The organism is Nonomuraea sp. NPDC003560, assembly GCF_042878785.1.
Classification (GTDB): Bacteria; Actinomycetota; Actinomycetes; order Streptosporangiales; family Streptosporangiaceae; genus Nonomuraea.
The window spans coordinates 166,299-188,973 of sequence record NZ_JBIAOF010000008.1 but is presented as its reverse complement, the minus strand read 5'-3'; the positions used below and the strand labels follow the sequence as shown (position 1 = coordinate 188,973).

At 72.6% G+C, this 22,675-nt stretch carries 20 protein-coding genes and 1 pseudogene; 16 read left to right on the top strand and 5 right to left on the bottom strand.

Going from position 1 to position 22,675, the window contains the following annotated elements:
* The first annotated feature begins 4 nt into the window (after positions 1–4).
* Positions 5–862 (top strand): carbohydrate ABC transporter permease, encoded by an 858-nt coding sequence (locus ACFYUV_RS29700; protein WP_387673657.1) that lies wholly within the window; start codon positions 5–7, stop codon positions 860–862.
* 25 nt (positions 863–887) lie between these two features.
* Positions 888–2,903: a right-handed parallel beta-helix repeat-containing protein gene (locus tag ACFYUV_RS29695; RefSeq protein ID WP_387673654.1), complete on the top strand. Its 2,016-nt coding sequence runs from the start codon at positions 888–890 to the stop codon at positions 2,901–2,903.
* 75 nt (positions 2,904–2,978) lie between these two features.
* Here the strand turns inward: ACFYUV_RS29695 and ACFYUV_RS29690 are convergent, their stop codons facing one another.
* Positions 2,979–3,467 (bottom strand): GNAT family N-acetyltransferase, encoded by a 489-nt coding sequence (locus ACFYUV_RS29690; RefSeq protein WP_358295296.1) that lies wholly within the window; start codon positions 3,465–3,467, stop codon positions 2,979–2,981.
* A gap of 73 nt (positions 3,468–3,540) precedes the next feature.
* Here ACFYUV_RS29690 and ACFYUV_RS29685 point away from each other — a divergent pair, with 73 nt between their 5' ends.
* Positions 3,541–4,026, top strand: a complete 486-nt coding sequence (locus tag ACFYUV_RS29685; protein WP_387673651.1) for a hypothetical protein — start codon at positions 3,541–3,543, stop codon at positions 4,024–4,026.
* 35 nt (positions 4,027–4,061) lie between these two features.
* Here the strand turns inward: ACFYUV_RS29685 and ACFYUV_RS29680 are convergent, their stop codons facing one another.
* Complete coding sequence (locus ACFYUV_RS29680; RefSeq protein ID WP_358295301.1) at positions 4,062–4,880, bottom strand: alpha/beta hydrolase; 819 nt, start codon at positions 4,878–4,880, stop codon at positions 4,062–4,064.
* 176 nt (positions 4,881–5,056) lie between these two features.
* Between ACFYUV_RS29680 and ACFYUV_RS29675 the strand changes: the two genes are divergently transcribed.
* The gene (locus tag ACFYUV_RS29675; protein WP_387673648.1) at positions 5,057–6,310 is read left to right on the top strand and encodes a hypothetical protein; all 1,254 of its coding nucleotides are present in this window, start codon (positions 5,057–5,059) and stop codon (positions 6,308–6,310) included.
* 53 nt (positions 6,311–6,363) lie between these two features.
* Here ACFYUV_RS29675 and ACFYUV_RS29670 read toward each other — a convergent pair whose 3' ends face one another.
* Entirely contained in the window at positions 6,364–7,314 is a 951-nt protein-coding gene (locus ACFYUV_RS29670) for a LysR substrate-binding domain-containing protein (RefSeq protein WP_387674350.1), read from the bottom strand.
* A gap of 131 nt (positions 7,315–7,445) precedes the next feature.
* The gene (locus ACFYUV_RS29665) at positions 7,446–7,631 is read right to left on the bottom strand and encodes a hypothetical protein (protein WP_387674370.1); all 186 of its coding nucleotides are present in this window, start codon (positions 7,629–7,631) and stop codon (positions 7,446–7,448) included.
* Between ACFYUV_RS29665 and ACFYUV_RS29660 the strand changes: the two are divergent.
* The 10 genes and pseudogenes from ACFYUV_RS29660 to mgtA form a co-directional block, all read left to right on the top strand.
* A pseudogene (locus tag ACFYUV_RS29660) lies at positions 7,615–8,085 on the top strand (DUF4132 domain-containing protein); the annotation flags it as partial. The gene ACFYUV_RS29665 and the pseudogene ACFYUV_RS29660 overlap by 17 nt on opposite strands.
* 163 nt (positions 8,086–8,248) lie before the next feature.
* Positions 8,249–10,240, top strand: a complete 1,992-nt coding sequence (locus ACFYUV_RS29655; RefSeq protein ID WP_387673645.1) for a DUF5682 family protein — start codon at positions 8,249–8,251, stop codon at positions 10,238–10,240.
* Positions 10,237–10,473, top strand: coding sequence for a hypothetical protein (locus ACFYUV_RS29650; RefSeq protein WP_387673642.1), 237 nt, complete (start codon positions 10,237–10,239; stop codon positions 10,471–10,473). Before ACFYUV_RS29655 ends, ACFYUV_RS29650 begins: the two co-directional genes overlap by 4 nt.
* Before the next feature lie 302 nt (positions 10,474–10,775).
* A complete protein-coding gene (locus ACFYUV_RS29645) occupies positions 10,776–11,579 on the top strand; it encodes a VWA domain-containing protein (RefSeq protein ID WP_387673640.1) in 804 nt (267 codons plus the stop codon).
* The gene (locus tag ACFYUV_RS29640) at positions 11,576–13,540 is read left to right on the top strand and encodes a hypothetical protein (RefSeq protein WP_387673637.1); all 1,965 of its coding nucleotides are present in this window, start codon (positions 11,576–11,578) and stop codon (positions 13,538–13,540) included. The genes ACFYUV_RS29645 and ACFYUV_RS29640 overlap by 4 nt, the downstream gene beginning before the upstream one ends.
* Positions 13,541–13,696: 156 nt before the next feature.
* The gene (locus ACFYUV_RS29635) at positions 13,697–15,121 is read left to right on the top strand and encodes an FAD-dependent oxidoreductase (RefSeq protein ID WP_387673634.1); all 1,425 of its coding nucleotides are present in this window, start codon (positions 13,697–13,699) and stop codon (positions 15,119–15,121) included.
* 104 nt (positions 15,122–15,225) lie between these two features.
* Positions 15,226–15,612 carry a metalloregulator ArsR/SmtB family transcription factor gene (locus ACFYUV_RS29630; protein WP_387673631.1) on the top strand — a complete coding sequence of 129 codons (387 nt, stop codon included), beginning with the start codon at positions 15,226–15,228 and terminating at the stop codon, positions 15,610–15,612.
* A 103-nt stretch (positions 15,613–15,715) separates the two neighbouring features.
* Positions 15,716–15,841 carry a hypothetical protein gene (locus tag ACFYUV_RS29625; protein WP_387673628.1) on the top strand — a complete coding sequence of 42 codons (126 nt, stop codon included), beginning with the start codon at positions 15,716–15,718 and terminating at the stop codon, positions 15,839–15,841.
* Positions 15,842–15,910: 69 nt separating this feature from the next.
* Complete coding sequence (locus tag ACFYUV_RS29620; protein ID WP_352359749.1) at positions 15,911–16,258, top strand: metalloregulator ArsR/SmtB family transcription factor; 348 nt, start codon at positions 15,911–15,913, stop codon at positions 16,256–16,258.
* A complete protein-coding gene (mgtA, locus tag ACFYUV_RS29615; protein WP_387673623.1) occupies positions 16,242–18,710 on the top strand; it encodes a magnesium-translocating P-type ATPase in 2,469 nt (822 codons plus the stop codon). Before ACFYUV_RS29620 ends, mgtA begins: the two co-directional genes overlap by 17 nt.
* 198 nt (positions 18,711–18,908) lie before the next feature.
* On the opposite strand, the gene ACFYUV_RS29610 is transcribed toward mgtA, so the two are convergent.
* A complete protein-coding gene (locus ACFYUV_RS29610) occupies positions 18,909–19,727 on the bottom strand; it encodes an ion transporter (protein ID WP_387673620.1) in 819 nt (272 codons plus the stop codon).
* 319 nt (positions 19,728–20,046) lie between these two features.
* On the opposite strand from ACFYUV_RS29610, the gene ACFYUV_RS29605 reads away from it, so the two are divergent.
* Together ACFYUV_RS29605 and ACFYUV_RS29600 are read left to right on the top strand one after the other, a co-directional pair.
* Positions 20,047–21,393 carry a hemolysin family protein gene (locus ACFYUV_RS29605; RefSeq protein WP_387673617.1) on the top strand — a complete coding sequence of 449 codons (1,347 nt, stop codon included), beginning with the start codon at positions 20,047–20,049 and terminating at the stop codon, positions 21,391–21,393.
* Positions 21,390–22,403, top strand: coding sequence for a hemolysin family protein (locus tag ACFYUV_RS29600; protein WP_387673614.1), 1,014 nt, complete (start codon positions 21,390–21,392; stop codon positions 22,401–22,403). Before ACFYUV_RS29605 ends, ACFYUV_RS29600 begins: the two co-directional genes overlap by 4 nt.
* Positions 22,404–22,675 lie beyond the last annotated feature (272 nt).

Sequence of the window (22,675 nt, the reverse complement as noted above, 5' to 3'; positions counted from 1 at the left end):
GGTGATGATCGAACAAACGCGAGCCGCCCACGGCAGGCGCCGCTCCTTCGTGCGCCCGGTCATGCTGGCGCTGCTCCTGGTGGCCATGACCGTGCCGGTCTACCTGCTCGTGGTCAACAGCTTCAAGTCCCAGGACGACATCCTCGGCAACCCCTTCTCCCTCCCGTTCGGCGACCTCACCTTCGAGTACCTCGCCAACGCCGTCAACAGCCCCCAGTACAACGTGATCCGCAGCTACGGCTTCACGCTGTTCCTCGTCGTCGTCGTGGACGTCCTGTGCATCCTGCTGGCCGGGCCCGCGGCGTACGCGATCGCGCGCAGCCTCAGCCGCCGCTCCCAGCTGCTGCTGCTGTACTTCCTCGCGGGCACCTTCATCCCGGGCGCCGCGCTGGTGATCCCGGTGATCTACGTGCTGCGCTCGGTCGGCCTGGCCAACACCGTGGCCGGCCTCGTGGCCCACGACGTGGCCTCGACCCTTCCGGTGAGCATCTTCCTGTTCGTCGGCTTCATCCGTACCATCCCTGCCTCCATCGACCAGGCGGCGATGATCGACGGCGCGGGGCGGCTGCGCACGTTCTGGACGATCATCTTCCCGCTGATGCGGCCCGCGGTGGTCACCGTGCTGATCCTCAACTCGATCGGGATCTGGAACGACTTCGTCAGCCCGCAGATCCTGCTCAGCCCCGGTTCCGGCCGGTACACGGTGACGACCGCCATCTACGCCGGGATCAGCCAGTACTCGACCGACCTGACGCGGGTGTTCCCCAACCTGCTGCTGGCGGTGGCACCGGTCGTCATCTTCTTCGTCTACATGCAGCGCCACATCATCAGCGGCCTCACGGTCGGCGCGGTCAAGGGCTGAACGGCCCGTCACGGAAAGAGGGACCATGACCTTGTTACGCCTTCGGCGGCCGCTCGCGGCCATGGTGATCACGACGGTGATCGCGACGGTGGTCGCGACGGTGCTCGCGACGGTGGTCGCGACGGTGTCGGCGGCCGTCCCGGCGGCGGCCGCGCAGGGCACGAGCGCGGGCGGCACCACCTACCACGTCGCGCCGTGGGGCAGGGACTCGGCCGACGGCCGGTCGGCCGCGACGGCCTACCGCCACATCCAGCGGTGCGCCGACGTCATGACGCCCGGCGACACCTGCCTGATCCAGTCGGGCACGTACGAGGAGACCGTCGTGCCCGCCCGGTCGGGCGCCGCCGGACTGCCCATCACCTACCGGGCGGCCCCCGGCGCGCGCGTGACGGTGAGCGGCGCCAAGCGGATCAGGGGCTGGTCCCCGGTCACCGGCCAGGACCTGGCCCGCATCGCTCAGTCGGACCCGTACGCGCCGGGCTCGCCCTTCGCCCAGGCCGTGCGCGACGGCCACGTCTACAGCGCCCGCGCCGACCTCGGACGCGACGTCACGACCGTGCAGACCTTCACCGACAAGCGGATGAACGTCGAGGCCCAGTGGCCCTACCCCGGCCTCGACCTGCTCGAACCCGCGGTGCGGTACGCCGGCCCGGGCAGCGCGGAGGCCACCGTCGCCGACGACGCGCTGACCCGCCCGGCCGGCTACTGGAACGGCGCCCGCGTGACGACGAACTACTGGTACATCACGGCGACCTCCACGATCAAGAGCTCCGACGTGGGCTCGGTCGTGCTCGACGTGGCGCCGCCGTGCGTCCACAAGGTGATCCCGAAGGACACCCGGTACGCGCTCACCGGCAAGATCGGCGAACTCGCCCACCCCGGCACCTGGTTCTACGACCCGGCCGGCAAGCGGCTCTACCTGTACAGCGAGGACGACCCCGACCGGCACGTGGTCGAGGCCAAGGCCCGCACGCTGGCCTTCGACCTGCGGAACGCGAGCCATACGACGATCGCCGGCGTCGGCCTGTTCGCCTCCACCGTCGAGACCGGGCCGGGCAGCAGCCACGTCGTGATCGACGGGATCACCGGCACGTACCTGTCGCACTACACCGACATCACCCGCGGCGCCACCGACTGCGGCTCCACCGTCACCCGGGGCGTCGCCGACACCGGCATCGTGCTCAACGGCACGGACAACAAGGTCGTCAACAGCGACCTGTCACTCAGCGCCGGCAACGGCATCGCGCTGCGCGGCATGCGGAACACCGCGACGAACAACGTCATCCACGACGTGGACTACCTGGGCACCTACGCGGCCGGCGTCGCCGTGCAGGGCAACAGCCAGACGGTCACGCACAACACCATCTACCGGGTCGGCCGCAGCGGCGTGAACCTGCAGTGGGACAACGCCGCCGGCGGCACGCCGGGGCCGGACCGCATCGCCTACAACGACATCTCCCAGTACGCCCGGCTGAGCCTGGACGTGGCCGCGGTCTACACCTGCTGCGGCTCCGACATGCTGGGGACCTCGATCGACCACAACGTGCTGCACGATCCGGCGCCGAGGTGGGGCGCCACCAAGTTCGGGGTCACCGGCGTCTACGCCGACAACGGGCAGAGCAACATCACCATCGCCGCCAACGTGGGCTGGGGCAACCCCGAGGGGACCGTCATGCTCAACGGCCTCGGCGGCGGCTCGCACAACAACGGCGTCTACAACAACACCGGCGGCATGACGATGTTCTACGTCAAGGAGCCCGGCAACTCGACGGGCACCAAGGTCTACAACAACATCGGCCCGATCCGCGGCCTCGACGGCGCCACGAACGGCGGGATGGTGCTGTCCAACAACCTGCCGGCCGACGTCGACCCGCTGTTCGTCGACCCGGCCGGGCGCGACTACCGGTTGTCGGAGGCGTCCCCGGCGCGCAACCAGGCGATCCCGCTGCCCGGCGTCAACGACGGCTCGACGGACCCGCTCCCCAGCCTCGGCGCCTACCAGTACGGCGCCCCCAAGTGGGTGGCCGGAGCGACCCGGTAGGACAGAAGCCCCCGGCGTCCGTGGACTCCACCACGGGCGCCGGGTCCGGCGCGCGGTGCGCCTTCCGGGAGGTCGTCAGAGGGCGCGGTACATGATGTGCAGTCCGACGTAGCCCTTCGCCGGGCTCCGGAAGCCCTCCGGCACGGTGCAGAGCACCTCGAACCCGAGCTTCCGGTACAACCGCACCGCCGTCTCGTTGGTCTCCACGACCGCGTTGAACTGCATCGAGCGGAAACCCGAGGTGCGGGCCCACTCGATCGTGTACTCGCACAGCGCGCGGCCCACACCGCGCCCGGAATGGGCTGGATCGACCATGTAGCTGGCGCTCGCGACGTGCGAGCCGTTGCCCATCTGGTTGTTGTTCATCTTCGCGGTGCCGAGGATCGTCCCGTCGTCGTCGACCGCGACGACCGTACGGTTCGGGGCGGGCAGCAACCACCAGCCGCGCCCCTCCTCCTGGCCGAGATCGAGCGGATAGGTGAAGGTCTCACCGGCGGCGACGATCTCGCGGAAGAACGGCCAGATGGCCGACCAGTCGTCCACGGTGGCTTCCCTGATCAGCATCCGCCCAATATACCGGCGACGCCGAGGCGTCAGGAGATCCTCCGGAGCGCTCTGATGCTGCCACCCTTGTGCCATGGTTCGCACATCACTGACCGCATGCTGCTTAGCCATCTCGCTCACCGGCTGCGCGGGTGACCCGGTGCCGGTTGAGCCGTCCAGGTCCGCTCAGCCGGAACCCGCCGCCGCCCCGCAGACTCCACTGCAGCAGAGCACCGTTCCCGGCACGCAACGGTATTACGCCACCGAACTACGCCCCGGCGACTGCATCGAACCCTTTCCCCAGACGTACCTGGTGACCGTCGTCCCCTGCCACGTGCCGCACTCGGCCGAGTTCGCCACCACGTACGTCCTCCCGGAGGGGCCGTACCCGGATGCGGACATGACGCGGCTGGCGCAGAACGGCTGCCTTCCCAGAATGCGCATCAAGAAGTCGAAAAGGGATGACATCGGGATGGCGTGGGTCGGGCCGGCCCCGGAGGACTGGCCTCGCGACAGGACCGTGTACTGCCTGGCCGTACGCATGGACGGCAAGAAGGCGACAGGCCGGGTGGTCGAGTGATCGCCGACCCCTGGCGGTCATGACCGCGGCCGTCGTCAGGTGGACTTGATGAAGGTGTGCAGGTCGTCGTTGAACCGGTCGCGGTGGGTGACGAACAGGCCGTGCCCGCCGGTCGGGTACTCCAGGTAGGTCGCCCCGGGAACCAGCTTGGCGGTGCGCCGCCCGCTGACGGCCACCGGTATGGAGGCGTCGGCGGCCCCGTGCACGACCAGCGCGGGCACGGCGATCTCGGCCAGCGAGGCCCGGTGGTCGAAGGTCATGGCGGCCCGCTGGTACTGGCGGATCGCCCACGGCGAGACCTCAAGGCACTGCCGCAGCGTGAACTCCACCTGTGCGGGGGAGATCTCGTTGCCCAGGTGCGTGGCGAAGAACGCCTGCGCCCGCTGGGCCAGCCACTTGGGGCGGTCGGCGTCCAGGGCCGCCATCGAGGCCTCCAGCACGGCGCCCGGCACTCCCTCGGGGTTGTCGTCGGTCTGCAGCAGGAACGGCAGCATGGCCGAGACGAACGCCACCCGCGCGACGCGCTCGTCGCCGTGACGGGCCAGGTACCGGGCGACCTCGGCGCCGCCCATCGAGTGACCGACCAGGGTGATGTCACGCAGGTCGAGCAGCTCGATCAGCTCGGCCAGGTCGTCGGCGCCGGTGTCCAGGTCGTAGCCCGTCGAGGGACGGTCCGAGCGGCCGTGGGCCCGCCGGTCGAGGGCGACGCAACGGTAGCCGCGCTCAACGAAGTACGGGATCTGGTACTCCCACATGTCCGCCGAGAGCATCACGCTGGCGACGAAGACGATGGGCTTGCCCTGGCCGTAGTCCTCGTAGGCGAGGCGGGTGCCGTCCGTGGTCTGGAAGAACATCTCAAGACTCCTTATGTCGTTCGATGTCCTGAGTTTTTCAGTCAGAGGTAAGGGCGACAATTACGTCCCAGGTAAGCGCGCGCGGCCTGCACATCAGCATGTTGACGCTGTTGGCGCCGCATGTTGTGATCCACACAGGCGTATTTCGTACTTAATTAGTATGAAATGAGGTGGTCATGAGGCTCCTCCAGAGTGCGGCCGCGGTTGTCATGCTCCTGGTGAGCGCGGCCGGCATCCAGACCGTGCGGAGCGGACCGGCGCAGGCGGCTCTGCCCACCGCCGCCGTCGCGCTCGGCGACAGCTTCATCAGCGGCGAGGGCGCGGGGAACTACCAGCCCGTCGTCGACGCCTCCGGCACGGCACAGGCCTTCCCCGGCTGGTCGGCGGCCAACAGCAACGCCTACTTCTGTCACCGGTCGGCGAACGCCTCGGTGTTCGCGGCGTCGCTCCCGGGCATCCAGCAGCGTTTCAACCTCGCGTGCTCGGGCGCCCAGCCCGCCGACATCGCCGCGCCCTCCAGCGCCCGGGCCGAGGGCCGCACCGTCGCCTCGCAACTCGACCAGCTGCGCGCCGTCGCCCGGACGCACGACATCGACGTCGTCCTCGTCGGCCTCGGCTCCAACAACACCCAGTTCACCTTCGGCGACGTGGCCACGCTGTGCGCCAACCGCTTCATCGCCGACGCCTGGACGGGCTGGTGGGAGTTCTGGGCGTACCTGAAGGGCGAGGTGCCGCAGCGGCCCTGCACCGCCTCGGACCTGGCCACCGACACCGAGGTCGCCGCCGCCACCGCCGAGACCACCGCGGCCCTGCGCCAGATCCTGGACACCCTCGACCAGATCGACGCCGACGGCGTCCACCAGGTGATTCTGCAGACCTACACCAACCCGCTGCCGCCCGACGTCGCCCCGCAGTACTACGACGAGGACGGCCGCACCGACACCCGCGACAAGTTCCGCGCCCTCGGCGCCGAGCGCTACGCCGCCGGGTGCCCGATCCACCGCGCCAGCCTCGCCCCCGGGCACGTGTTCTCCCAGAACCTCGGCCAACTGGTCAAGAACGCCTTCACCACGCTGGCAGCCGAACGCCCGGCGGCCGACCTGCGTGTCCTGGACGTCCAGAGGGCCTTCGACGGGGCCAGGCTCTGCGAGAACCCCGGCAGCCCGGCCGGTGCGCTCGCGACGCCGGTCCGGGTGCAGGACGGGCCGTCCGGCACGTTCATCACCAGCCTGTCCGGCTGGGACAAGATCGGTATCCAGCGGGCGGCGAACACCTGCGTCACCTACTTCCAGACCTGTCAGGAGTCGTGGCACCCCAACGCCGCGGGCCACACGGTCCTCGGCCAGTGCCTGACCGGCGCCCTCGCCGCGACGCCCCGCGCGATCGTCACGTGCGCCCGTAATCCGGACGGCACGCTCACCATCTCCTGACGTCTCCGCAAGGCGGGTGACCGGCGGGGACGCGCCGCGACTGAGGCGCCGGCTCAGGAGCCGCCGGCTTCCAGAAGACCGTGTTCTCGTACGAGGTCGAGGAAACCGGTCGTCAACGGGCCGGACCGCCCGTCCTTCCACACCACGGCGATCTGCCATTCGGCCGCCGGATGGCGGATCGGCGTGATCGTGACCGAGGACGGCGCGATACGGCGGGCGCTGGCCGGCACGAGGGCGACCCCCGCGCCGGCCGCCACCAGCGCGAGCACGGTCTGCAGGTCCTGAGCCTCCTGGACGACGGCAGGGCGGACCGCGACGGCGGTGCACAGGTGGTTGATCTGCCGTACCAGCCCGGGCCCTCTCTCCCGCGCCAGCTGGAGGAAGTCGTGGCGGGCCGCCCATCTCGCGAGATCTCCGACGTCGTGCGGAGGCCGGTCGTCATGGTCGGCCCAGGCGAGCGCGAGACGGTCGCCGGCCAGCGGCAGCCGTCCCCATCCGCCGTCGAGCGGCAGCCGGACGAAACCGACGTCCAGGTCGCCCGCGTCGATCCGGTCAAGCTGGGCCTGTGACGACATGTCGTCCAAAGTGACGTGCGCGTCGGGGTGGCGGCGCCGGAAGGCGGCGACGATCCGAGGGGCCAGGTCGATGCTCGACAGCCCGAAGCCGACCGCCAGCCTTCCGATCTCGCCGGTGGCCATTCTCGCCATCCGCCGGGTGAGCGCGTCCGCCCGCCGCAGGAGAGCCTGCGCGTCCGGGAGCAGGACGGCGCCCAGGCCGGTCAGCACGGCGCCGTGCCGGCCGCGGTCGAACAGCCGGCCTCCCACCTGCGCCTCCAGCGACTGGATCTGTTTCGTGAGCGTCGGCTGGGTGACGTTCGTCGGGACGGGCCGCCACCTGGGTGCGCAGCAGCAGGTCGGAGCACGCCGAGCTGATCGCGGACCATGTGCGTGGCCCCTACATGGGGCGGCGACGCGGGCGCGCTGCCCCCCGAGGCGGCCCGCCACGTGATGACGATGCTGGCGATCTCCAAGCCGGGCGACCCGTACGCCGGTCTCGCCGTGGCCAAGCAGGCCTGCGACGGCCGCAGCCTCGCCGACTTCGCCTGGGCGCTGTTCCAGTGCTGGCAGGCGGCCGGCTACCCGTCCAAGGAGAGCTGGGTGATGGACGCGCAGGCGTTGCTCGGCGACGACGAGACCGTACGGCGGCTGACCCCGCTGATCAGGACCTGGCCGGGCGAGGGCGGGCACGCGCGCGCGGTCACCGGCCTGGACCTGCTGGCCTCCATCGGCTCCGAGGTGGCGCTGATGCACCTGCACGGCATCGCCGAGAAGGTCAAGTTCGGCGGGCTGAAGAACCGGGCCAAGCAGAAGATGGACGAGGTCGCCGCCGAGCTCGGCCTGATGCCGCAGGAGCTGGCCGACCGGCTGGTGCCCGACTTCGGCCTGTCCGACGACGGCAGCCTGACCCTCGACTACGGCCGCAGGCGGTTCGTGGTGGGCTTCGACGAGCAGCTCAGGCCGTACGTGGCCGACGCGTCGGGCAAACGGCTGAAGAACCTGCCCAAGCCGGGCGCCAACGACGATCAGGAGCTCGCGACCGCCGCCTACCGGCGCTTCGCCGGGCTGAAGAAGGACGTGCGCTCGGTGGCCGGGGACGCCATCCGCCGCCTGGAGCAGGCCATGGTGAACCGGCGTCGCTGGAGCGCCGGCGACTTCGGCCGGCTGTTCGTCGGCCACCCGCTGCTCCGGCACATCGTCCGGCGGCTGGTGTGGGGCCTGTACGACCCGTCGGGCCGGCACGGCCGCCAAGGACAACCCGGAGGACCTGGCCAAGCTCCGCAGGTACCTGGAGCGCAGGCGGCACGGCGACCAGTGGCAGGCCCTGTACGAGGCCCGCCACCTGCTGCCGGGCTGACCGATGGCGGTCATCTTCCTCGGCGTGCGGCACCACAGTCCCGCCTGCGCCCGGCTGGTCGCCGACACCATCCGTTCCGTACGTCCCGCGTACGTGCTGGTCGAAGGCCCGGCGGAGATGAACGACCGGATGGACGAGCTCCTGCTCGGCCACGAGCTGCCGATCGCCGTCCACACCGGCTACCGCGACCACGAGCGGCGCCACGGTTCATGGACGCCGCTGTGCGACTACTCCCCGGAGTGGGCGGCGCTGACCGCGGGCCGCGCGGCCGGCGCCGAGCTGCGCTTCATCGACCTGCCCGCCTGGCATCCCGCGCTGGCCGACGTCAGCAACCGGTACGCCGACGCCGAGGCCCGCCACGCCGAGGCGACCCGGCGGCTGTGCCGCGCCTTCGCCGTGGACAACATGGACGCGTTGTGGGACCACCTGTTCGAGATCGAACCGGCCGACGGGCTTGCCGAACGGCTGGCCACCTACTTCGACCTCGTACGCGGCGACACCGGGGCCGATCCTGGCGACACGGCCCGCGAGGCGTACATGGCGCAGTGGATCCGGGCGGCCGCCGGCGACGCGGGCGAGCGGCCGGTGGTCGTGGTCACGGGCGGCTTCCACCGTCCCGCGCTGATCCGGCTGGCCGAGCAGGGCGACCGGAGCTGGCCGGAGGTGCCGCGGCCGCCGGAGGGGGCGGCGGTCGGCAGCTACCTGGTGCCGTACTCGTTCCGCCGGCTGGACGCCTTCGACGGCTACCAGTCGGGCATGCCGTCGCCCGGCTACTACCAGGACCTGTGGGAGCACGGCCCCGACGGAGCCGCCCGCAGGCTCGTCGAGGCGGTGACGGCCCGGCTGCGCGCCCGGCATCAGCAGGTCTCCACCGCCGATCTGATCGCCGCGCGCGCCACCGCCGACGGGATCGCGCTGCTGCGCGGCCACCCGTGTCCGGCCCGCGTCGACGTGCTCGACGGCCTGGCCACCGCGCTGGTCGGCGAGGCGATCGAGATCCCGCTGCCCTGGGCGTCCCGCGGGCCCCTCCAGGCGGGCCACCACCCGGTCGTCGTGGAGATGATCGCGGCGCTCAGCGGTGACCGGGCAGGCCGCCTGCACCCCTCGACCCCGCTGCCGCCGCTGGTCCACGCGGTGCTCGCCGAGCTGGGCGGCCCCGGCGACGAACGGCTCGACCTCGGCGGGCAAGCCGGCCGCGCGCGCAGCCGCTTCCTGCACAGGCTGCGCGTGCTGGGCATCCCGGGCGTCGTCCGCACCGCGGGACCCCGCCCCGCGGGCGGCGCCGAGCTGGTCGAACAGTGGACGTTGACCGAGACCGACGCCCGCCTGCCCGCCCTGATCGAGGCAGGCGGGTACGGCGTGGACCCGCAGGAGGCGGCGGCCTCCGTGCTCGCCGAGCGGATCAGGGGCGCCGACCTGGACCGGCTGGCCGACGTGCTGTTCGACGCCGCGCTGTGCGGCATCGGCGAGCTGGCGGGGCAGGTGCTCGACGACCTCGCGCGGGCGATCGCCGCGGCGGCCGACCTGGGCTCGCTGGGCCGCACGCTCACCGTCGCCCTGGCGATGTGGCGCCACGACGAGCTGTTCGCCACCAGCGGCAGCACCACCTTGGGGACCGTGGTCCGGGCCGCCGCCCTCCGGATGTTGTGGCTGGCCGAGGGCGTGCGCGGCGGGCCGGTCCCCGCCGATCCGCCCCGCATCGGCGCCATGGCCGCCGTCCGCGACGCGCTCAGGCATGCCGGGCCGCCGCTGGGCCTGGACCTGGACGCGGCGCTGGGCGTCGCCGACCGCGTCGCCGCCTGCCAGGACGCGCCGCCCGACCTGCGCGGGGCGGCGCTCGGGCTGGGCTGGTCACTGCGCGGCGCCGCCGCCGCGGACCCCGCGCGGGCGGTACGCGGCGCGTTCGTCCCCGCGTCGGCCGGCGACTGGCTGGCCGGGCTGTTCGCGCTCGCCCGCGAGGAGGTCCTGCACACCGGCGGCATGCTGAGCTGCTCGACGAGCTGGTCGCGGCGATGAGCGACCACGACTTCCTGGTGGCCCTGCCGGCGCTGCGCCAGGCGTTCGGCTACTTCCCGCCCCGCGAGCGGCACCTCATCGCCACCCGCCTGGTCGAACTGCGCTCCGGCGCGGGCGCGTCCGCGTGGGACCTGATGCGGCTGGAGGCGGCGCCGGAACTGGTGGCCGCAGGCATGGCCCTGGACGAACGAGTCGATGCGGCACTGCGCCGGGAGGGACTGATCACGCCATGACCGACCCCACCCTCGTACGGTGGCGGCTGCTGCTCGGCGAGGCCGGCGGCGCCTGCCTCGGCGGCGGGCGGCTCGACGAGGCGGCCGCCGGCCGCGACGCCGCCATGGACTAGCTGTACGGCCGCGACGAGGAGCTGCGCAGGCGCGGCGTACGGCGGCAGGCCGGGGGCGGCCCGTCGAACCTGACCACGTTCGACTGGCTCGACGACATCACCCGCCTGTTCCCCAAGGAGACCGTCGAACGCCTGCAACGCGACGCCGTCGAACGCTACGAGATCCACGACCTCGTCACCGACCCCGACGTGCTCGCCCGCATCGAGCCCAACCCCGCGCTGCTCAAGGCGGTCCTGCACACCAAACACCTGATGAACCCGCAGGTGTTGCGGCTGGCCAGGCGCATCGTGGTGCAGGTCGTCCGGCAGCTCATGGACAAGCTCGCCACCGAGGTGCGCAGCGCCTTCTCGGGCACGAGAGCGCGCCGGCCGGGCCGGCTGCGGCAGGCCCGCAACTTCGACATGGTCCGGACCCTGCGCGCCAACCTCGGCCGCTACCAGCCCGGCGCCGGCAAGGTCGTGATCGAGACCCCGCTGTTCTTCTCCCGCACCCGCCGCCACCTCGAACAGTGGCAGGTGATCCTGCTCGTCGACCAGTCCGGCTCGATGACGGACTCGGCGGTCACCGCGGCCTGCCTGTGGGGCCTGCCCGGCGTGCGCACCCACCTGGTCGCCTTCGACACCGACGTGGTGGACCTGACCTCCGACGTGGACGATCCCGTGGAACTGCTCATGAAGGTCCAGCTCGGCGGCGGCACCGACATCGCCCGCGCGGCCGCGTACGGCGCCGGGCTGGTGGACCAGCCGCGGCGGGCCGTCGTCGTGCTGATCTCCGACTTCTACGAGGGCGGCGATCGTCACCGGCTGGTACGCATCGCGCGTGACCTGGTCGAGCAGGGCAGCAAGGTCCTCGGCCTGGCCGCCCTCGACGAGCAGGCCAACCCCGACTACGACCGGGAGCTCGCGCAACGCCTGGCCGACGCCGGGGCGTACGTGGGCGCGATGACCCCCGGCGAGCTGGCGTCCTTCGTCGCGGAGCACGTGGGCCGATGAGAACGGATCTGCTCGGGCTCACCACCGACTCCCTCGCCGCGCTCACCAACCGCGGCCTGGTCAAGCGGGCGGGCAAGGAAGCCGCGCCGGACCTGCGTACCGACGCCGACGGGACCGTGCACGGCGACTTCGCGGGCGGGCCGACCGCGAGCCTGCCACCCGGCGGCCTCGACGCGGCCCGCTGCACGTGCGGCGCCACCGGGGTCTGCCGACATGTCGTCGGGGTGGTGCTGGCATACCAGCACCGGCACGCCGCGACCGTCGAACATGCGCAGGGTGAGGGCCCCGATCCGGAACCCCCCGCCTGGTCGCCGGGGCAGGTGAGCGACGACGAGCTGACCGCCAGGATCGGCGCCCGCCTGATGGCCGCCGCCCGCCGTACCGAACGGGCCGGTTACACCGCCCGCGTGCGCCGCGCCACCGCTGCCGATCCCGCGCCGCAGGTCGAGCTCGCCACCGCGACCGTGCGTTTCCTGATCCCCGGCGACCTCGGCTTCGTGCACACCGACGCCGTCGCGGGCAGCCGCGACGACGTCATCGCCCTCGCCGTGTGGGCGTTCCGGGTGGCCGACGAGCTGCATCCCGGGACGCCGGAGGCACGGGTCGACGTCGGCGGCGAAGCCGGGACCGGCGCCGGATCCGGGCTGGAGCGGGCCCTGGGGCTGGCCGGCACGGTCCTGCGCGAAGGCGCGGCGCACCTCGGTCAGGGACTGGCGGCGACCATCGCCGACGTACAACGCCATCTGGACGCCGCCGGATCGCGCTGGCCGCTGCTGGCCGTCGGCGACCTCGCCGAGCAGCTGGCCGCCTACCGCGACCGCGGCGCCCACTACCGTCCCGAGCTGCTCGCGAGCCACCTCGCCGAGCTGCACGCCCGGCACCGGGCCGTGACCCGCCCCGACGCCACCCTCCGCAGCAGCGTGCTGGGCACCGCCGAGGCCGCCGAGACCCCGCTGCGCCGGGCCCGCCTGGACAGCCTGGGCTGCCGGATCCGCAGCCTCGGCGACCGGCGGATCGCCGAGATCTACCTGGCCCACGGCGACAGCGCGATGGTCCTGGTGCTCCGCCGCGAATGGGACGGCGAACGGGACGGAGGCGACGGCGACGGCGCCGCCCTGGCACGGCGACGCGTCGCCGGCTCCACGCTGGCCGCCCTGGCCACCGGCAACCTCGTCACGGAATCCGCCGTCCGCAGCGCCAGCCGTACCGTGCGGCTGGCGACCGGGCGGATCGCCAGGACGACGGTCAGCCCGTCGCGGGGCGACTGGGGTGAGCTCTCGCCGTCCCTGGTGGTGACCGACCTCGCCGCGCTCGGCCGCGAACTCGACGCCCTCACGCTCCGGCCCGTCCGCCCGCGCGTCGAGGCGGAGCTGGTCCGCGTCGTCGCCGTCTCCCAGGTGGTGGCCATGACCTATGCCCCCGGCGACCAGCGCCTCGACGCCCTCATCGCCGACCAGGCGGGCAACCTCGCCACCGTCACCGCCACCCACACCGGCGCCGCACCCGGCCGCCTCGACTCGCTGGCCGCCGTGCTCGCCGGGGAGGAAGGCGAGCTGCGTTTCGTCAGCGGAGTGGCCGGCCGTACCGCGGGCGGCGTCGTCCTCGACCCCATCGGCCTGGCCGCCGGCGGCCGGGTCGTCGTGCCCGACCTGCGACCCGCCGGAGGCGGCGGCCGGCCGGCGGCCGCGGAGGACGTCCGGCACGACCCGCTGACCGCCGTGCTGATCGACACGCGCGGGCTGCTCGCGGAAGCGGCCCACCACGGCCTGTCCCACCTGCCGCCGACCTACGACGCCCGGCTCGGCACCGCCGCGCGGCGGCTGACCGCGCTCGGGCTCCACCGCATCGCGCGGGGCGTCACGGCGTTCGCGGCGGCGCGGGCGCAGGACTCGGGCGAGGCGGCCGAGCAGACCTGGGTCGACGCCTACCTGCGCCTGGAGGTGGCCCTGGAACTGACCTGACCCGATCCGCGGCATCGCCGCGCACGGGTTGCTGATTTGACTTCTGTCGAAACAGTGGCACATGATGACTCCTGCTTAGACAAACTTCTATTCAGGAGGTCGCGTGATGCGCGCTCTGTTCAGCCGCCGCCCGTCCGTCGAGAGGGCGGAACAGTCATGAGTGACAGTTGCTGCGGCCCCGCCGCGATCGCGATCGAGCAGCTCACGGCCCCTCGGCAGGCCACCTCGGGGTGGCGGGACGACCTGCCCGTGGTCGTGATCGGCGCGGGCCCCGTCGGCCTGGCCGCCGCCGCGCACCTGACCGAGCGCGGCATCGACTTCCTGGTCCTGGAGGCCGGTGATCGGGTCGCCGCGTCGATCGCGCAGTGGGGGCACGTACGGGTGTTCAGCCCCTGGAAGTACGACATCGACGCCGCCGCCCGCCGCCTGCTGGAGGCCGACGGCTGGACCGCGCCCGACCCCGAACGGCTGCCGACCGGCGCCGAGATCGTCGCCGGCTACCTCGTCCCGCTGGCCGAGCTGCTCGGCGACCGGGTGCGCACGAACGCGCGAGTGACCGCCATCAGCCGCCTCGGCTATGACCGGGTACGCACGGCGGGCCGCGAGCAGGCCCCCTTCCTGATCCGCCTGGCCGACGGCGGCGAGCTGCGGGCAGGCGCGATCATCGACGCCTCCGGAACCTGGACCACGCCGAACGTGCTGGGCGCCGCCGGCCTGCCCGCCCACGGCGAGGACGACGTGCCCGTCGACCACGCCCTGCCCGACGTCCTCGGCGCCGACCGCGACCGCTACGAGGGCAGGCGCGTCCTGGTCGTCGGCGCCGGCCACTCGGCCGCCACCACGCTGCTCGCCCTGGCCCAGCTGGACGACACCCCGATCACCTGGGCCATCCGCGCGGGCGACGCCGGCCGCGCCTACGGCGGCGGCGACGCCGACGCCCTCCCGGCCCGCGGCGCGCTCGGCACCCGCCTGCGCGCCCACGTCGCCTCCGGTCGCATCACGTTGCTGACCGGCTTCTTCACCCACCAGGTACGCGTTACCGGCGACGGCGTCGAAGTGACCAGCCGCGCCCCCTCCGGCGCCGAGCAGTCGATCACCGTGGACCGGATCGTCAGCGCGACCGGCTACCGCCCCGACCACTCCATCGCCACGGAACTGCGTCTCGACCTGGACCCGGTGCTCGGCTCCACCCGTGCCCTGGCTCCGCTCATCGACCCCAACCAGCACTCCTGCGGCACCGTCCCGCCGCACGGCGTCGACGAGCTGGCCCACCCCGAGCCCGGCTACTACGCCATCGGCGTCAAGAGCTACGGCCGCGCTCCCACCTTCCTGCTCGCCACCGGGTACGAGCAGGCCCGCTCCGTCGTCGCCGCGCTGGCCGGCGACTGGCAGGCGGCCCGCGACGTGCGGCTCGACCTGCCCGAGACCGGGGTGTGCTCGTCCAGCCCGGCCGAGGACCAGGAGCGGCGGGCCGGCCTGGCCACGGGCATCGGCGGCGGCCTGCTGTCGGCCCCGCTCCCGCTCGCCACCGTCAGTGCCCCGGCCGGCGCCGGTGCCGAGTCCGGCGGCTGCTGCGGCTGAGAGGGGCGCCGCGCCACGGCCGTGGCGTGTGCCGTCTCCGCGTTCGCGCCGGTCGCCTGCCACCGCCTATGATTTAGACCGGCATCGAATTAAGGAGTCACGCCATGGCCGCCCCCGCCACCGCCCAGTGCTGTGCGCCGATCGCCCGCGAGCCGCTCGGCGAGGCCGACGCGGCCGAACTGGCCACCCTTCTCAAGGCCGTCGCCGACCCGGTACGGCTGCGCCTGCTGTCGCTGATCGGCTCCCACCCCGGCGGCGAGGCGTGCGTGTGCGACCTGACCGGCGTCTTCGACCTGACCGCCCCCACCATCTCCCACCACCTGAAGGTGCTGCGCACCGCCGGGCTGATCGACGGCGAACGCCGCGGCACCTGGGTCTACTACCGGATCATCCCCGAGGTGGTGAACAGGCTGGGCGCGCTGTTCACGCCGCTCGCCGCCCCCGCCAAGGCGCAGAACGGCCCGGCGGACGTGGAACTCCTCACCGTATGACCGGCGCGGCCGCGTTCAGTCGAGCGTCCGAAGCCCCTTGCGGGACAATGTCTGACTTGCGCATCTGAGCAATTTTGATGCAGTCTGCGCGGTCGGCCGTTCGTTGCGGATCTTCAAGGCCGAGACCACCAGGACGGACGAGCCGGCCCCCTCGCTGGAGGAGCAGGCCCGGCGTCTGGAGGAGCAGGCGGCCAGGTTGCGGGCCGGCGCGCGACAGGACGCCCAGTAACAGGTGCGACGCTCGGGAGCCGCCGCGCCGCGCGCCTAGACTTGGCACCTGTCCGAAGAAGGAGTGAAGGTGGCCGGCGCAAAGACCCCTGATCCGCCCGCCGAAGTGCTGGCCGAGGCCGCGGCCGCCTTCGCGCTGCTGGCCTCGCCGCCCAGGCTGCACATCGTGTGGGCGCTGGCGCAGGGCGAGTGCGACGTGTCCGGGCTGGCCGAGCGGGTGGGTGGCGCGCTGCCGGCGATCAGCCAGCACCTGGCCAAGCTGAAGCTGGCCGGCCTGGTCCGCTCCCGCCGGGAGGGCCGCAGGGTCGTCTACCTGATCGACGACGAGGACGTCGTGGCCACCGTGCGCGGGCTCGTCGGACGGCTCTCGCAACGGGCCGGCGCCTCCGGAGGACGCGTCCATGGTCTGGGCGCCTGACGCGCCGACCACGCCCGGCTCCGGTCCGGCCCCGCTGAGCCAGCTCCAGACCCTGCGCCTGCTGGACACCGGGCCACGCGGCCTGACGGAGGAGCAGGCCGAGGCCCGCCTGCTGGAACACGGCGAGAACACGATCCCCGGCCGGCGGCCGGTGTCCTGGCCGCGCCGCCTGGCCCGCAGCCTGCGTGACCCGTTCACCATGACGCTGCTCGCGCTGGGCCTCGTCGCCGCCGCGATCACCTCCTGGGGCACGGCGGGCGTCATCGTCCTGCTGGTCGTGGCGAGTTGCCTGCTGCGCTCCAACGGGGAGTTCCGGGCCGACCGCTCGACCGCGGCCCTGCGCGAGCTCGTGGCCACCACGGCCACCGTGCGACGGCGCGCGACCGAGGGAGGCGAGCCGCGGGAGCGGGAGATCCCCGTCGACCAGCTCGTCCCCGGTGACGTGCTCAAGCTGGGGCCCGGCGACCTGGTCCCCGCCGACGTGCGGCTGCTGCGGGCCGCCGGCCTGACCGTCCATCAGGCGCCGCTGACCGGGGAGTCGGCGCCCGTGCCCAAGCGGGCGCGTGACCTGCCCGACGGCGACGACCACCTGTGCTGGCAGGGCAGCAGCGTGGCCTCCGGCAGCGCGCTCGCCGTGGTGACGGCCACCGGCGGCGGCACCCTGTTCGCCGGCGCCCACGATGCTCCGGCGCGCGGACGCTCGGCCTTCGACCAGTCGGTGAACGGCATCTCCTGGATCCTGGTCCGGCTCATGCTGGTCGTCCCGCCCGTGGCGCTGGTGGCCGGCGCCGTCCTGCGCGACAGGGGACTGGAGGCGCTGCCGTTCGCGGTGGCGGTGGCCGTGGGTCTGACGCCCGAGATGCTGCCGGTCGTGGTGACCACGGCGCTCGCCCGGGGAGCGGCGCTGCTGGCCCGCCAGGGCGTGATCGTCAAGCGGCTGCCCGCGCTGCACGACGTGGGGGCGATCGACGTCCTGTGCATGGACAAGACCGGCACCCTGACCCGCGACCGGCCCGTGCTCAGCGGATCCGTCGGCCCTGACGGCAAGCCGGATCCCGAGGTGCTGCGCTGGGCGGCCGTCAACAGCTTCTGGACACTGCACCTGACCGATCCGCCGATCCCCGACCCGCTCGACGAGGCGATCCTGGAGTGCGCGCCCGACCTGGGCGACACCGAGGGGCTGGAGGCCACCCCCTTCGACCCCGCCCGGCGCCTGTCCCGCGCGGTGGTCCGCGACGGCGGCGCGGACGTCGTCGTGGTCAAGGGCGCCGTGGAGGCGGTGCTCGACCGGTGCGCGATGGGCCCGGGTGCGCGGCTCCGGGCCGGCGAGGTCGCCCGGGCCCTCGCCGAGGCCGGTGCGCGGGTGCTCGCGGTCGCCGTGACCGACCGCTCCGCCGGCCGTCCCGGCGCGGAGGGCGGGCTGACGCTCGCCGGCTTCCTCACCCTCGTCGACGAGCCGAGGCCGGACGCCGCCGCCGCGCTGGCGCTGCTGGCCCGCAGGGGCATCACCCTGAAGGTGCTGACCGGCGACCACCCGGCCACCGCCGCCCGTACGTGCCGGGAGCTGGGCCTCGACGTGGGGGCGGTGATCGAGGCGGCCGACCTCACCGCCGCGTCCGCCGAACGGGCCACGGTGATCGCCCGCTGCACCCCGGACGACAAGGCCCGCGTCGTCCGCGCGCTGCGCGAGGCCGGGCACACGGTCGGCTTCCTCGGCGACGGCGTCAACGACTCGCCCGCCATGCGCGCCGCCGACGTCGGCATCTGCCCGCGCGCCGCCGTGGACGTCACCCGCGAGGCCGCCGACGTCGTGCTGGCCGGCAAGGACCTGTCGGCGATCGACCAGGCGATCGTCGCCGGACGGCGCAGCACCGGCAACATCGTCACCTATCTGCGCATCGCGCTGTCGTCCAATCTCGGGAACGTGATCGCGATGCTGGTGGCCGGGCTGGCGCTGCCGTTCCTGCCGATGTTGCCGGTCCAGGTGCTCCTGCAGAACGTGTGCTTCGACGTCGCCCAGCTCGCCTTCGCCTTCGACCGGGCCGCGCCGGCCGTCCTGCGGGGGCCGTTCGTGCTGCGCCCGCGTGGCATCCTCGGGTTCATCGCCCGTTTCGGGGCGCTCAACGCCGTCGCCGACCTGGCCACCTTCACCGTCCTGACCCAGGTCGTCGGCGCGGGCGACGAGCGCTCCTTCCACACGGGCTGGTTCATCGAGAACCTGCTCACCCAGGCCGTCATCATGCTGCTCCTGCGGCCCGTCGCCCCGGTCTCCCCGCCGTTGTGGCTGGCCACGGGCTCGCTCGCGGCGATCGGGTTACTGCTGCCGCTCTCGCCGCCGGCCGGTCCCGTGGGCCTGACCGCCCTGCCCGTCACGAGCTGTCTGTGGCTGGTGCTCGTGGCCGTTCTGTACGGCGGGGCGCTGGCCGTCCTCAACCGCCGCAGAAGGTTGTAGAGTTGCGCAATGTAGCAACTGTCATGGCCGTCGAACCGCTGGGGCGAACACATGCGCGCAGGGGAGCGTCAACAAGTCGCCGCGCTCGTCATGTGGGCGCTGGTGTGCATGCTCGACCTCTGCCTGTGGGCCTGGGTCGACTGAGCCGTGTTCCGTCAGGCGGGCTCGTCGCCTCCTTCGATCGCCACAGAAGCCCGGTCAGTTCGCGTCGGCGCGGCCGTCGGGCGTGACCGCCTCACGCGACGGCAGCAGCTGGTCGAGTTTGGCGTTCACCGCCGCCAGCTGCTGCCTCACCTCCGCCAGCTCGGCCTGGGTCCGCGCTTCCGCCGGGGACGGCTCGGCGTCGTTCATGGCGTTGACCACCACCGCGATGAACAGGTTCAGCGCCACGAAGGTGGACATCAGGATGTAGGCGATGAAGAAGACCCACGCCCACGGCTTGTGCTCCATGACCGCCTGGGCGACGTTGCCCCAGTCGTCGCCGGTCATGATCTGGAACAGGGTGAACAGCGAGCGGGGCAGTTCGTCGAACCGTTCGGGCATGATCTCGCCGAACAGCTTGGTCGCGATCACCCCGGCGATGTAGATCATCAGGACGAGCAGGCCGATGATGGAGGCCATCCCGGGCACCGCCGACAACAACGCGCTGACCACGCGGCGCATGCTGGGCACCGCCGAGACCAGGCGCAGCGCCCTCAGGATGCGCAGCGCGCGCAGCACCGAGGCCGGGCCGGAGGCAGGGACGAGCGCGATCGCCACGATGACCGTGTCGAACCAGTTCCACGGGTCGGCGAAGAACGCGCGGCGGTAGGCGAACAGCCGGGCGGCGATCTCCGCGGTGAAGACGGCCAGCGCGATCCGGTCGACGGCGTGCAGGAGACCACCGGCCCGGTCCATCAGGTAGGCGCTGGTCTCGCAGCCGATCGTGGCCGCGTTGAGCACGATGACGCCGATGACGGCCCGCTGGGTGAGCCGGTGTTCGAGCACGGCCCGCACGCGTTCTTGCCCGGACGACACTGGATCGCTCCTCACAGTGAAGATCACAAATCGCTGATCATGGTAGAGGCGACGAGAGGCTCCCCATGCAACCGAACCCGGCTGAGACGCGGATCACATCCGGCACCTACGCTCATCCATATGCGTTGACCTGGGAGAAGACGCCCCGGTCAGGACCGGCCTGTCCGGGGTCGGTAACGTCCGGACCAGGAAGCCGCAGCCGACGCGCTGCGGCGGAGAACACGAAACGGGAAGGATCGGTGGTGGTGTCCGTGTCAGCGGACCCGAGCAGTAGCCCCAGCCTCAGGTACGGCCTTCGTCTGCGGGGTGCACAGCCGCGATGAGTGTCGCCCTCGGCCTGGTGGCCATCGTCCTGCTCACCCTCGCCACCGGCTACTTCGTCGCCCAGGAGTTCGCCTACGTCAGCGCCGACCGGCTCGCCCTGTCCCAGCAGGCCGCCGCCGGTGACAAGAAGGCGGCCAAGGCGGTCAAGGTGATGGAACGGCTGTCGTTCATGTTGTCCGGCGCGCAGCTCGGCATCACCGTCACCGCTCTGATCGTGGGCTTCATCGCCAGGCCCGCGCTGGCCGAGCTGATCGCCCCCGCGCTGGAGGCGGCCGGGGTGCCGCAGGCGGCGATCGGCGGCATCGCGCTCGGCATCGGGTTCGCGCTGGCCACCGTGATCCAGATGGTGCTGGGCGAGCTGGCGCCCAAGAACCTGGCGCTGGCCCGTCCGGAGCCGCTGGCTCGCGCCCTGGCCGGCTCCACCCTGGTCTACCTGGCCATCGCCGGACCGGTCATCAAGCTGTTCGACACCGCCGCCAACAGACTGCTGCGCGCCGTCGGCATCGAGCCGGTCGAGGAACTGCACCACGGCGCCACCCTGGAGGAGCTGGGCCACATCATCGGCGAGTCCGAGGCCCACGGCCACCTGCCCGGCAGCCACGCCGACGTGCTCGAACGGGCCCTGGCCTTCTCCGACCACACCGCCGAGGAAGTGATGGTGCCACGCGTGGAGGTGGTCGCCGTGACCGGCGCGGCCACCGTGCCCGACCTGGACGAGATCGTCGCCGCCCACGGCCACACCCACTACCCGGTGCTCGGCGCCACCCTGGATGAGGTGATCGGCCTGGTCAGCCTGGGCGACCTGGCCGCCGTCCCGGTCGAGAAGGCCGCCACCACCCGCGTCGCCGACCTCGCCCGCGACGTGCTGATCGTGCCCTTCTCGATCAGCCTGCCGGACCTGGTGGCCCAGATGCACACGCGCGGCGAGGAAGTGGCCTGCGTGGTGGACGAGCACGGCGGCCTGGCCGGACTGGTCACCTGGGAGGACGTCGCCGAGGAACTGGTCGGCGAGATCGCCGACGAGAACGACGCCGACACCCCCCGGGCAGTGCGCCAGGGCGACGGCTGGGAACTGGACGCCGCCCTGCGCATCGACGAGATCGCTCTGGAGACGGACCTGAACCTGCCCGACGAGGACGAGTACGACACCCTGGCCGGGCTCATCCTGCACCGGCTGGGCCGCTTCGCCGTCCCCGGCGACGTCATCACCGCCGACCTGCCCGCCACCCTCGACCCCCATGCCCCCACGCACGCCCGCATCGAGGTGCTGACGCTGGACCGGCACGTGCCCGACCGCGTCCGCCTGACCCCCTACCGCGACGAATCGCAGGAGCAGGCATGAACCTGTCCGTCGGACTGCTGCTCACCCTGCTGCTGCTGATCGGCAACGGCTTCTTCGTCGCCGCCGAGTTCGCCCTGGTCGCCGCCAAGCGGCACCGTCTGGAGAAGGCCGCCGCGCAGGGGAGCAAGGCCGCCTCCGCCGCCCTGTCGGGGATCAAGGAGCTGTCGCTCATGCTGGCCGGCGCGCAGCTCGGCATCACGCTGTGCTCGCTCGGGCTCGGCGTGGTGTCCGAACCGCTGATCGCCGGCACCCTCGTCCCGCTCTTCGACGCCGTCGGCCTGCCCGAGGCCGCCGCGCACGCGGTGGCGTTCGTCATCGCGCTGGCGGTCGTGACGTTCCTGCACATGGTGCTCGGCGAGATGGCGCCCAAGTCCTGGGCCATCGCCCACCCCGAGCGCTCGGCCACCCTGCTCGCGCTGCCGTTCCGCGGCTTCACCCTGGTGGTCCGTCCGCTGATCAGCGCGTTGAACGCCGTCACCAACGGGCTGCTGCGGCTGTTCGGCGTCCGTCCGGACGAGGCGGGCGCCAAGGCGCGCACCCCCGACCAGCTCCGGCACCTGGTGGAGGAGTCACGCCGGCTCGGCCTGATCGAGCCGGACGACCACGTCGTGCTCAGCCAGGCCCTGCGGGCGCCGCAGTCCGGCATCACCGCGCTGATCACGCCGGCCGAGCAGATCGTCGGCGTCCCCGCCACCGCCGCCGCCCAGGACGTCATCGACGCCTGCAACCGGTCCGGGCTCACCCGGCTGATCGTGTGGTCCGACGCCGGGCCGAGCGGGGTCGTGCACCTGCGCGACGCCTACCTGGCCCGCCGGCGCGGCACCGCCACCACCGCCGCCCAGCTCGCCTACCGCGTGCCGGACCTGCCTCGGGAGACCTCGGTCGCCGACGCGGTCGCCCGGCTGCGCGCCGCGCACAGCCAGATCGCCCTGATCCGCGACGACGCCGGCCCGGTCATCGGCCTCGTCACCCTGGACGACCTGCTCACCACCCTCCTGGTGCCCGCCTGACCACCGTTCGGCGCAGTTCGTTCGGTGCGGTGCCCCGGCTCCCGGCCGGCCGGGACGCCGATGTCGGCCGTCGACCGGCCCGTGCCACCGGACGGCTGTGTCCGCGGAGTAGGCGCTCATATTCGGCATATCGGGAAATTCCTCTTTGTTTATAAATGCGCCCGTCTCCTCTCGTCGGCCTTTCTTTGCCATTGCCTTACCTGTCGGCGTGTGCTCAAATTATGATTCGATTTACCCATTCCGGCCGGGATGCTAGGCGGCAGAATTGCGAC